At 44.7% G+C, this 12,333-nt stretch carries 10 protein-coding genes; 4 read left to right on the top strand and 6 right to left on the bottom strand.

The features are described 5' to 3' along the window. Window positions 1-52: 52 nt before the first annotated feature. From hisH to ACFS25_RS30925, 4 genes are all read right to left on the bottom strand, one after another. Window positions 53-640, bottom strand: coding sequence for an imidazole glycerol phosphate synthase subunit HisH (hisH, locus tag ACFS25_RS30910; protein WP_381508935.1), 588 nt, complete (start codon window positions 638-640; stop codon window positions 53-55). A gap of 422 nt (window positions 641-1,062) precedes the next feature. Then, window positions 1,063-1,212: a DUF5615 family PIN-like protein gene (locus ACFS25_RS30915; RefSeq protein ID WP_381508936.1), complete on the bottom strand. Its 150-nt coding sequence runs from the start codon at window positions 1,210-1,212 to the stop codon at window positions 1,063-1,065. Beyond that, window positions 1,209-1,442 carry a DUF433 domain-containing protein gene (locus ACFS25_RS30920; protein WP_381508938.1) on the bottom strand — a complete coding sequence of 78 codons (234 nt, stop codon included), beginning with the start codon at window positions 1,440-1,442 and terminating at the stop codon, window positions 1,209-1,211. The genes ACFS25_RS30915 and ACFS25_RS30920 overlap by 4 nt, the downstream gene beginning before the upstream one ends. A gap of 14 nt (window positions 1,443-1,456) precedes the next feature. After that, window positions 1,457-2,383 carry a DUF72 domain-containing protein gene (locus tag ACFS25_RS30925; protein ID WP_381508940.1) on the bottom strand — a complete coding sequence of 309 codons (927 nt, stop codon included), beginning with the start codon at window positions 2,381-2,383 and terminating at the stop codon, window positions 1,457-1,459. Between the two features lie 163 nt (window positions 2,384-2,546). Between ACFS25_RS30925 and ACFS25_RS30930 the strand changes: the two genes are divergently transcribed. Next, complete coding sequence (locus ACFS25_RS30930) at window positions 2,547-5,192, top strand: valine--tRNA ligase (protein ID WP_381508942.1); 2,646 nt, start codon at window positions 2,547-2,549, stop codon at window positions 5,190-5,192. A 148-nt stretch (window positions 5,193-5,340) separates the two neighbouring features. Next, window positions 5,341-5,859 (top strand): D-glycero-alpha-D-manno-heptose-1,7-bisphosphate 7-phosphatase, encoded by a 519-nt coding sequence (locus ACFS25_RS30935; protein ID WP_381508943.1) that lies wholly within the window; start codon window positions 5,341-5,343, stop codon window positions 5,857-5,859. A gap of 302 nt (window positions 5,860-6,161) precedes the next feature. Here the strand turns inward: ACFS25_RS30935 and ACFS25_RS30940 are convergent, their stop codons facing one another. Continuing rightward, a complete protein-coding gene (locus ACFS25_RS30940; RefSeq protein WP_381508945.1) occupies window positions 6,162-7,646 on the bottom strand; it encodes a type III PLP-dependent enzyme domain-containing protein in 1,485 nt (494 codons plus the stop codon). 246 nt (window positions 7,647-7,892) lie between these two features. Here ACFS25_RS30940 and ACFS25_RS30945 point away from each other — a divergent pair, with 246 nt between their 5' ends. Continuing rightward, entirely contained in the window at window positions 7,893-9,269 is a 1,377-nt protein-coding gene (locus tag ACFS25_RS30945) for a UDP-N-acetylmuramate--L-alanine ligase (protein ID WP_381508947.1), read from the top strand. A gap of 34 nt (window positions 9,270-9,303) precedes the next feature. Beyond that, the gene (locus ACFS25_RS30950) at window positions 9,304-9,855 is read left to right on the top strand and encodes an LOG family protein (RefSeq protein ID WP_381508949.1); all 552 of its coding nucleotides are present in this window, start codon (window positions 9,304-9,306) and stop codon (window positions 9,853-9,855) included. Window positions 9,856-9,867: 12 nt separating this feature from the next. Here ACFS25_RS30950 and ACFS25_RS30955 read toward each other — a convergent pair whose 3' ends face one another. Then, entirely contained in the window at window positions 9,868-12,162 is a 2,295-nt protein-coding gene (locus ACFS25_RS30955) for a GH92 family glycosyl hydrolase (RefSeq protein WP_381508951.1), read from the bottom strand. Window positions 12,163-12,333 lie beyond the last annotated feature (171 nt).

A 12,333-nucleotide genomic window follows, 5' to 3' on the forward strand; every position in this document is an offset into this window, starting at 1 on the left:
TAAGTGAGTTTCCACCACAACGATGGACTATCGAAATGGTGGAACGTCCGCGTTAAAGTTTCAAGAAATTGGCCAAAACCTGTTGCCCCACATTTCCACTAATTTCGGCGTGGAACTGGGCCGCGTAGAAATTATCCCGATGCAGCATAGCACTGAAGGGTCGTATATAGTCGCAAACGGCAGTTGTTTCGGGGCAAACGTCGGCGGCATAGCTATGGACAAAATAAACATACGCATTATCTGGTAAGCCTTCCGTTAGCGAACTACGCAATGTATGAATGTTATTCCAGCCGGTATGTGGCACTTTGAGTCCGGGTGTGCTTGGAAAACGCCGAACGTCAATATCGAATATTCCCATGCAAGTAGTGTCATTTTCTTCCGAATGGCGGCACATAAGCTGCATACCTATGCAGGTACCAAGCACGGGTTGTTTCAGCGATGGAATTAACTTATCAAGGCCCCGTTCCCGCAAATAAGCCATTGCGGTGCTGGCTTCACCTACACCGGGAAAGATAACCTTATCAGCCGAACGAATTTCAGCTTCATCGTCCGTAAGCAAATAGCTGGCTCCCAGCCGTTCCAGCGCATACATGACCGACTGAACGTTTCCAGCGTTGTATTTGATAATGACAGTTTTCATACAGAAAAAAGCCCGGCTCTTTGGCAGAACCGGGCTTTGTATATTGTGGTAATCAGGAGTATCTCACCGAATTCACAAACACGAGCATCTCGTTCTGCTGCGTTACCGCCCAGAATGGTGATGCCGATAATTTGTTGTTTGCAAAATCATTAAACAAAGGTAAACGCTAACCCCACTAAATCAAAACAAACTTCCCTATACCACTCAAGCAGAAAAAATGCCTTAATCTATTCGACGAGTTCTGATTTTCTGAACCGTCACAGTAGTGAAACAGCCGACTAATTCGGTAAGTCTTTCGGCTAATAGCTTTACTAGAACAGCACGCATAGCTTCCGTTTCGTTGAAATGATATCGAAGAAAAAGAACACTAATTCCTCTCACATTATACGCAAATACCCACTCGCCGAAATCCTTATCTTCTGTCAGAATAATACGCGGGGTGTTCGCGATGACTCAATCACCGTTTCATCGCGAATACCTCGATTAGATTCATAGACTGAATATACATCAATACCTAACTCACGAATTGATAAAATAAGACTGTGATCAATGTTTTCGTCAGCGATAATCATGCTGCTTTCAGCATAATTACCTCCTCATTCGCAAGAATATCAGATGCGTACATTAGCGCTGCCAGTACATCCGCTTCCTGCAAATGCGGATACATTGTCAATAAATCAGCCATCACGGCCCCTTCGGACAATTTGCGAAGTATCAATTCGACGGTGATGCGAGTGCCTTTAATAACAGGCTTACCGAGCATAATTTGATAATCAGAAACGATTCGTTCTTTATAATTCATCGCTGTAATATTAATCAAAACAAACTTCCCTGTACCACTTTAGGTTGCAAAACTGGCTCACGTAAATGTAGACCACAATGCTTGTTCAACTCACGAACCCAGTACAAAATCAGTTCGGGTGCCGTATCGTTATCGCCCCCACCGTGAATAAATAGATACGCTTTTTGTAGTCCTTTTTCAAACCATGTTTTCAGGCGTTGTACCCAGGCATCGGTACGAGTGTAGTCTGTCGAGTGTCCTTCATTGGCAATAAACCGAAGCGTGAGGACGGGACTACTCAATCCCATATGCAAAACATCACGCCGACCGCCTACATCGGTAATGACTACATGACGATGCAAGCGGTAAAGTTTCTCAAGGGTTTGCTGCCACATCAATGCTTTGCTGAACCAATCTGGATGACGAAACTCCACGGCTACATCAAGTTCATCGGGTAGGCCTCTAAGATAGGTTTCGAGAACAGGCCACTTTTCAGGCCCAAACGTGGGCGGTAACTGTAAAAACGTCATGCCAAGAAATTCCTCGAGTCTCAACACCGCATTGACAAATTCTTCCGTTAGCGTCTCGGAGGCAACTAATTGCCGCTCGTGGCTAATTATCTGTGGAAACTTTGGGCAATAGGTAAACCCATCTGTGGCTTCCGTTTTCCACCTGTCAATCATACCCAGTGTTGGAATCTGGTAGTGCGTTAGATTTAGCTCAATAGTATTGAACTGCCGAGTGTAATAATGCAGGAAATCACGCTCCTTCGCATTGGATGGATATACTTTGCCAACATAATCTTTATTGGCCCAGATAGGACCGCCAATGAAAACCGATGGCTGACACTGACCGCTGCCTAGCACCGGCTCAACGGCGGCCCAGATTCGTCCGTTAAACGAGGCACCGGGTGGCAGCGTAAAATTTACGGTATCGGGTTGCTGTATCTTTCCGAATTCCATAGTTATGTTGGTGAAGTATAGCTGTAAAACGGGCAAAGGTGCCCTTTCGTTTTTTCGGCCTATCCAATTTAGCTAATTTTGCTTTTTATCCGTATCACTCACCGTTGCTTTTGCTCTATTCTATTGTTACGAATAGGAACACAGCGCAGAGTTTCCACTGATTATGATTTCAAAGACATACGCCCCCCAGGAAATAGAAACAAAATGGTACAAGTATTGGCTTGATAACCAATTCTTTAAATCCACTCCCGACGAACGTGAGCCGTATACCATTGTTATTCCACCCCCGAATGTAACGGGTGTGTTGCACATGGGCCATATGCTCAATAATACGATTCAGGATGTCTTGATTCGGAAAGCCCGTATGGAAGGTAAGAATGCCTGTTGGGTACCCGGCACCGACCATGCCAGTATTGCCACCGAAGCCAAAGTTGTGGCTATGCTCAAAGAACGGGGCATTAATAAGACCGATTTGACTCGCGACGAATTTCTGGACTATGCCTGGGAATGGACGCATAAATACGGCGGTATTATTTTGTCTCAACTCCGCAAGCTGGGCGCGTCCTGCGATTGGGACCGTACACGCTTCACGATGGAACCAGCTTTGCACGACTCGGTTATAGATGTATTTGTTGACCTCTACAACAAAGGCCAGATTTACCGGGGTGTTCGCATGGTTAACTGGGACCCGCAAGGCCGTACTGCTGTATCGGATGAAGAGGTTATCACGAAAGAAATTCAGCAGAAACTGGTTTACATTCGTTATGAAATAGCCGGGAGCGCGGGTCAGGACCATATCACCATTGCGACTGTCCGGCCGGAGACAATTATGGCCGATGCTGCCATTGCGGTTAACCCTAACGATGAGCGTTATACCCATTTGCATGGTCGAAAAGCCATTATTCCACTCATTTACCGCGAAATTCCAATTATTACGGACGAGTATGTAACGATGGACTTCGGGACGGGTGGTCTGAAAGTTACGCCCGCTCATGACCCAAATGATTATGCGTTGGGCATTACGCATAACCTGCCCGTACTGGACATTCTCAATGACGACGGCACACTGAACGAAAAAGCACAGATTTTAATTGGAATAGACCGCTTTGCCGCCAGAAAAGCTATTATCAAACTGCTTGAAGAATCGGGTAATCTGGAGAAAACAGAAGACTATAAATCGAACGTGGGTACGTCAGAAAGAACTGGTGCCGTTATTGAGCCGAAGCTTTCGTTGCAGTGGTTTCTGAAAATGGACGAGCTCTCGAAACCCGCGCTTAAGAATGTCATGGACGATACCATCCAACTCGTTCCGCCCAAGTTCAAGAATATGTACCGGTCTTGGATGGAAAATGTACACGACTGGTGTATCAGCCGCCAGTTGTGGTGGGGTCAGCGCATCCCGGCGTTTTATATGCAGGATGGAACGATAATCGTTGCTAAAAACAAGCATGAGGCTTTAGAAAAAGTGCAGCATGAAAAACTGCTGTTCGCTATGACCGAAGCCGATCTTACACAGGATGAAGATGTACTGGATACCTGGTTCTCGTCGTGGCTCTGGCCTATGTCGGTATTCGATGGCATTAAAGAACCGAATAACGCCGACATTAATTATTACTATCCTACTAATGACCTCGTTACAGCCCCCGAAATTCTATTTTTCTGGGTAGCCCGGATGATTATTGCCGGGTATGAATACCGGGGAGAAGCGCCATTCAAGAACGTTTATCTGACTGGTATCGTCCGCGATAAATTAGGCCGAAAGATGTCGAAATCGTTGGGTAACTCCCCCGATCCCCTCGACCTCATCGATAAATACGGGGCCGATGGTGTCCGTACCGGCATGCTGTTCAGTTCGGCGGCTGGGAATGATTTAATGTTCGATGAAAAGCTGGTGGAGCAGGGACGCAATTTCAGCAACAAAATCTGGAATGCATTTCGTTTGGTGAAGGGCTGGACGACGGCTGATGAATCAGCGCCGAATAGTAATATGTTAGCCATTCGCTGGTTTGAATCGAAGCTGAACGCGACGCTGATTCAGATTGAAGATGATTTTAGCAAATTCCGGATTTCGGATGCGTTGCAGGCGATTTATAAACTTATCTGGGATGATTTCTGCTCACAGTATCTTGAACTCATCAAACCTCCGTTCGACTCTGCTACCAGTTCGTCGCAGCCTATAGATCACAGTACCTACGAGGCTACTATTAATTTCTTTGAGCAGTTAATGGGGCTGACGCATCCATTTATGCCATTCATCACCGAAGAAATCTGGCAAGACATTCGTGAGCGGAAATCGGGTGATAGCATTTGTCTTTCGGCTTTCCCAAAAGCTGGATCTGTTGATAACCGGATATTGACCGATTTTGACACGTTGTTCGAAGTAATTTCAAACGTACGGAACATTCGGAACGCCAAGCAGATTTCGCCTAAAATTGACCTTCCGCTGGCCATTAAAACAACACAGCCTGAACACTTCCAGCCACTCGAATCACTGGTGCGGAAAATAGCGAATGTCTCGGCTATCAGCTACGTCAATGAGAAAGCCGATGGCTTATCCTTTCTGATTAAAGGCGACGAGTTTTTCGTTGACATTGCCGGTGAAATTGACGTAGATCAGGAAATTATTAATACGCGTAAGGAACTGGATTACAACATCGGTTTTCGTGACTCAACTCGTAAAAAGTTGTCAAACGAGAAATTTGTCGCTAATGCGAAACCTGACCTTGTTGAACGTGAACGCCAGAAGCTCACTGATGCCGACGCTAAGATTCAAGCACTGGAGCAACGATTACGGGATATAGGCGCGTAAAATGACAAATAGCTTATATCAGGCTTTACACCTTGGCATCAAGAGTTTTTATCTTACCTAATAAATTTAACAATAATACCTAAAGCAATAATACAATTATTTGGCCAAATAATTGTATTATTGCCTATTGTATACTCATATATCATCAATGAACAAGTGCATTTTTCTGGACCGCGACGGCGTGTTAAACGAAGACCGAACGGACTACGTGTACCGGATTGAGGATTTCATTATCCCAACTGGTGTACCTGAAGCACTGCGTTTATTAAAAGAAGCAGGATATTTACTCATCGTTATTACTAATCAGGCCGGTATTGCCAGGGGCTTATATACCCACGACGATGTGATGACTTGTTATAATTATTTGCAGGAGCAGTGTGGGCAGCTTATTGACGATATTTATTACTGCCCTCATCACCCTAAATACGACACAGAGTCACTTACACGCAAGCCCGGTTCGCTGATGCTCGAAAAGGCAATGGCTAAATACAACATAGAACCTGACGCATCCTGGATGATTGGCGATGCGTTACGCGATATGCAGGCTGGTCGGCGGGCAGGCGTTCGAACGGTGCGCATTGCTCACGATTCTCAACTCACTGCCGAATGCGACGGCTGTGTCACTAACTTACTGGAAGCGTCGCGATTTGTGCTAGACTACGTCTGAAACAAAAATACCTCCACGCCTATAGAAAGACTGGAGGTATTTTTTAACTAAAACTCTTACTCTACGCCCGAACCTGCGCTGATGCAGGTTTCTGTACACTTCCGTATGCGGGGCAATTTGCCTTGCGTGCACACGATCCAAGCGACAGCATCACCAGTACAGTACCACAAATCAGTAGTTTTTTCATGAATCTATCGTTCCGTTTTGCGCTAACCTTCAGATTAATAAACGAAAATAGTGCCAAAAACTGTACGGTTACATTTTTTTTGTTAGTGCCCGGTTTATTAAATTACCGAAGAAAACTAATTTTCTTCTTTCATTAACTCCGCTTCCACTTCACGCTCATCGGCGGCTTCTGTAGCTTCGAGTTCGGTCATACCAGGTTCAGCGTCACCATACCCTAAAATCTTAAGCATTACCTCACTATTTTGTTCTGGAGCAAACAATCGGGTACGCAGGTTACCTTGTTCGTCTTTGTCTACAATAACGTGCTGGGGGGCAGGAATCAGGCAATGCTGAATACCTCCGTAACCGCCCAACGATTCTTGATAGGCACCAGTATGGAAAAGACCAATGTATTGATCTTCAGTGTCCTGATCGAAGATAGGCAGGTAAAGGTCGGCGCTGTGTGCCTCTGTGTTATAAAAATCGTGCGAATCGCAGGTCAGTCCACCGAGGTTAACTTTCTGATACGGGTTCTCCCAGTTATTGACCGACAGCATAATATATTTCTGCCCTAAGCCCCACGAATCCGGCAATTGGGTAATGAACGAGCCGTCGATCATGTACCATAACTCCTTATCGTTCTGCAACTTCTGGTCAATGACCTTATAAATTACCGCTCCGCTTTCGCCCACCGTGTACGAGCCAAACTCGGTAAAGATGTGTGGTACCGGTACATTACTCTTATTGCAAATCCACTGAATACTTTCCACAATCTGGTCGATCATGGCCTGATAATCATACGTGAACTGGAACGAGGTCTGAATAGGCATACCTCCGCCAATATCAATTGAGTCGAGGTCAGGACACATTTTACTCAGTTCGCAATATTTGTACATGAACCGACTCAGCTCACTCCAATAATACGCACTGTCTTTAATACCCGTATTGATAAAGAAGTGGAGCATTTTTAGCTTAAACTTCTCATTGGGTTGGATTTTGCTACGGTACAATTCATTCACATCACTATACCGAATGCCTAAGCGTGACGTATAGAATGCAAAGTTGGGTTCTTCGTCTGTGGCGATACGTATCCCAAAGTTAACCGAATCGGCCGTCACCGTATTTTCATACGCTTCAATCTCCTTCAGATTATCAAGAACCGGAATACAATTCGTGAAGCCTTCATTAAGAAGTTCGCTGATGTATTGGGTGTAAAGCGGCCGTTTATAGCCGTTGCAAATGATGTACGTACTTTTGCTAATCTTCCCGGTTTTGTACAACTCCCTCAAAATCTGAATGTCATAAGCCGATGACGTTTCGAGATGCACATTATTCTTAAGAACTTCGTCGAGTACAAACCGAAAGTGGGATGACTTGGTACAGTAACAATACGTGTAACTACCCTTGTAATTATACCGCTTAAGCGCATTCTTGAACAGCAGCTTAGCATGCTCAATATGCTCTGTAATTTTCGGTAAATACGTCAGTTTCAAGGGCGTACCGTACTCCTTGACAATGTCCATCAGTGGGACATTATTGAACATTAGTTCATTGTTCTCAACATTGAACTCCCGCGTGGGGAACTCAAATGTCTGGTCAATCAGGTCATAGTATGTCTTCATCCCTACGTTCGACGCATAAAATGGGGTTTGTGTTCAAAAAAACAGGCTCGAATTTGGCGCCTAAAATTGGGCTTTCCAAGTAAAGGCTATTCGCACGATAGTCAACGAAAAAGTAATGGGTTTGATTCGGAAACGACGGAAATTTAATAGTAACGAAACATGGTTCTTCAGTCGAAGGTTTATCTTCTTTCTTCAAACCAAAAAGAAGGTCTATTTTTGCCCCTCGACACTGATAGATTTTACCGAATGTCTCAAGCTATCCACTTCATTTCTATTGGCGGCAGTGCCATGCACAATCTTGCTCTGGCATTACAACAGCAAGGTTATATTATTACTGGCTCTGACGACGAAATCTACGAACCATCGCGGACGCGCTTGCAACAGCACGGCTTACTACCCGCTGAAATGGGTTGGTTTCCGGAGAAAATCTACCGCAATGGCGGGCTAGGCGGTTTAGATGCCGTTATTGTTGGGATGCACGCTCGCAAAGACAATCCCGAACTCGTCAAAGCTTTAGAGTTGGGACTGCCCATTTATTCATATCCCGAATTTATGTATCAGCAGAGCCAACAGAAACAGCGGGTGGTTATTGCGGGCAGTCATGGCAAAACAACTATTACGGCTATGGTCCTGCACGCGTTGAAATTCCATAATCGCAAATTCGATTATTTGGTTGGCGAGCAAATTGATGGGTTCGAGACAATGGCTCAACTAACTCCTGATGCGCCGGTTATTATTCTTGAAGGCGATGAGTATCCATCTTCACCAATTGATTCGCGGCCAAAGTTTCTGCATTATAAACCCCACATTGCCCTTATTAGCGGTATTGCCTGGGATCATGTCAATATTTATCCGACTTGGGACGAATATGTTGACGCGTTCGAATTACTAGCCGAAGCCATGCCAAAAGCTGGAATTTTGATTTTCGATGAATCCGATGACATGCTTGATGTAATTGGTCAGAAGGATCGAACTGATATTACTAAAATTCCATACGTGGCGCATCCAAGTGCTATCGTTGACGGTAAAACTGTTTTATTGGCAAAGAATGGCATAAGAGTACCTACACACTTGTTCGGTCAGCACAATTTGAAAAATATTGCCGGAGCTATGACTGTTTGCGACCGTATAGGCATTACAGACGAGCAGTTTTACGAAGCCATTCCAACGTTTAAGCCGGTAGCTATGCGGTTGGAAAAAGTTACGGACACTAGTCAACGAATTTTGTACCGTGATTTTGCGCACTCACCAGCTAAAGTCGAAGCCACTACAGAGGCTGTAAAGCACCAGCATCCCGACCGGAAGTTAGTAGCAGTTGTTGAACTTTACACATTTAGTAGCCTGAATAAAGCCTTTTTGGAGCAATACAAGGGCACGTTGGATGCCGCCGATCAAGCCGTTGTCTACTTTGATATGCACGCGTCGGGTATTAGCCCAAATTCTATTACAGCCGACGACATCATAGCCGCTTTTGACCAGCCCAATCTACGTGTTTTTAGCAACCCTGATGAATTGCAAGCCTATCTCATTCAACAACGCGATGCAGCCGGAGTTTTTCTCCTAATGAGTTCTGGTCTGTTCGGCGGATTAGACTTCAAAGTTCTGACAGAAAACTTACCGTAGCACGAATTATCGTCCATTTACTGACTAATTACCTATGCAAAGCATTGTCGTTTATTGCGCATCAAGTCTCGGTGTCAACCCAATCTATAATGAAGTAGCTGTTGAACTAGGTGAAAAAATGGCTGCCAACGGTATCCGTCTTATTTATGGCGGGGGCGGTTTCGGCTTGATGGGTAATGTAGCTAACGCGGTACTGCAAAGTGGGGGTGAAGTGACTGGCGTAATTCCCAACTTCCTTGCTGATCTTGAAGTAGCTCACAATACACTCACCGAATTGCATTTTGTAGAGACTATGCACGAGCGCAAGTTTAAAATGGTTCAACTGTCTAAGGGTGTGATTGCATTGCCAGGCGGCTATGGAACTCTGGATGAGTTGTTCGAGATTCTGGCATGGCGGCAACTCAAACTCTACGACGGGCCCATCGCTATAGTAAACATAAATGGATTCTATGACCTCATGCTTCAACAACTTGACCGCACGGTAGCAGACGGTTTCCTGAAGGCAGAAAACCGCGCTTTACTGCTTGTGGCAAACTCAGTAGATGAAGTATTGAAGCTAATAGGCGAGTTTTGGGAGGGGGTATAGTCCTTACTAATTTTATTGCTTAGCCGAAGAAAACGAATAAGGAAAATCAGCACTGTTTACACCTCGTTGGGTATTTGCCTTATCCGTCATTTGAAAATCAAGCCGGGCACCTTGCATCAACTCTTTGTGGCTTAACCAATTCGGGCTATATAACTTTCCGTTAACGGTCAAGACCTTAATATATCGATTTTGCTCGCTGTTGGTTGCGGCATTTATAAGGAGTGTCTTACCGTTTTCTAGTTGCACGGTTACTTTCTTAAACAGTGGCGCTCCTATCACGTATTGGTCTGTACCGGGGCAAACCGGATAGAAACCCATTGCCGAGAACACATACCAAGCGGATGTTTGCCCATTATCTTCATCGCCACAATATCCATCGGGCGTAGGTTGATAAAGCCGGTTCATAACCTCCCGGGCCCAATACTGCGTTTTCCAGGGTTGTCCAGCATAATTATAAAGATAAATCATATGCTGAATAGGCTGGTTGCCATGCGCATAATTGCCCATATTCATGATCTGCATTTCACGAATCTCATGAATCACAGAGCCGTAATAAGTATCGTCGAAAACGGGTGGTACAACGAAAACGGAGTCCAGCATTTTTACAAATTCCCGGCGCCCGCCCATCAGGTTTGTTAAGCCTTGCACATCATGAAAAACCGACCAGGTATAATGCCAACTATTACCTTCGGTAAATGCATCACCCCATTTGAAGGGATTGAATAGTGCCTGAAAGGTGCCATTTTCATTCTTCCCCCGCATCAGCTTCGTTGTCGGGTCGAATAGATTGCGGTAGTTCTGAGACCGCTTGGCAAAAAGATCTATTTCTGACTGCGGTCGCTTCAATTCTTTCGCTAACTGATAAATAGTAAAATCATCATACGCATATTCCAATGTTCGGGCGGCATTTTCATTGATCTTTACATCATATGGTACGTAACCCAATCGATTATAATAGCTCGCGCCTTTGCGGCCAACTGAACTAAACGGACCTTCTGTTTGCGTATTTTTCAAAATGGCTTCGTACAGCGTATTTATGTTATAGCCCGTTCTGACCCCTTTTAAATACGCATCAGCAATTATTGACGCTGAATTTGACCCAACCATGCAATCTCTATGCCCCGGACTAGCCCACTCAGGCAGAAACCCACTCTCTTTATAAGCATTGACCAACCCTTCCATTATATGGGTATTTAGGGTTGGCTGAAGCATATTGAAGAGCGGAAAAGCAGCCCGAAACGTATCCCAAAATCCGTTGTCGGTGAACATATATCCGGGTAATACCTGCCCATTATACGGGCTGTAATGAACAATTTTCTTGTTGGCATCCAGTTCATAGAATTTCCGGGGAAAGAGCATCGTTCGATAAAGACAGGAATAAAATGTTCGAAGTTGGTCATCGGTACCGCCTTCTGCTTTTACTCTATTCAGCTCTTTATTCCAGACGGCTTTAGCTTTATCCTTAACGGTATCAAACGAATCATCTCCAATCTCATTCAAATTTCGTTCGGCTTGTTCGGCACTAATAAATGACGAAGCTACACGAGCGTAAACTTGCTCACCTTTTTTGGTTTTGAAGCCGACCACCGCTCCTACATGATCAGCTTTCTGCTCGAGCTCTTTAGTTTCTAACTGTTTACCATGCCATACAGCAGTGTTTGCGAATGACTTATTAAACTGAATGACGAAGTAATTTTTAAAATTATCGGGTACACCACCACTATTTTTAGTCGTATAGCCGATAATTTTATTTTCACTAGGGATGATTTTCACATACGAACCTTTGTCCAAGGCATCAATTACCACATACGCATCTTCCGTTTGTGGAAACGTAAACCGCAGGGCAGCCGCTCGCTCTGTAGGACTAATCTCGGTGGTTACGTCATGGTCAGCCAGATATACTTTGTAGTAATACGGCTTGGCAATCTCTGATTTATGAGAGAACCAGCTAGCTCGTTCATCTTCATTAAAACGCAGCTTACCGGTGATAGGCATAATGGCAAATTGGCCATAATCATTAATCCAAGGACTGGGCTGGTGTGTTTGTTTAAAGCCACGAAGCTTGTCCGCATCATATGTGTAAGCCCATCCATCACCCATCTTACCAGTTTGCGGCATCCAGCAGTTCATACCCCAGGGCAACGTAATGGCCGGATACGTATTCCCCGTTGATAAACTAGGTTTAGATGCTGTTCCCATCAACGGATTGACCCAATCGACAGGAGAAATTTCCTGGTGTGTTGATTGAGAAAAGGTTGTAAGTACGGCACATAATAGACTTGCCAGCGTAAAAAACCAAGTGCGCATTATATAGAATTAGAAAGTCTTATATCTTACTTATAGAAGGATGAATAGCCGCTAAATGTACTCGATTTATTAAGGTTTTTTATCGCTTAGGCTTTATTCTATAGAGCTTATAAAACGCAAGAAGCCGTGGGTCTTTCGACTCACGGCTTCACAACGGCAGCTTGCACTGCG

Origin of the sequence: Spirosoma flavum, from assembly GCF_042686045.1 — a bacterium.
Lineage (GTDB): Bacteria > Bacteroidota > Bacteroidia > Cytophagales > Spirosomataceae > Spirosoma > Spirosoma flavum.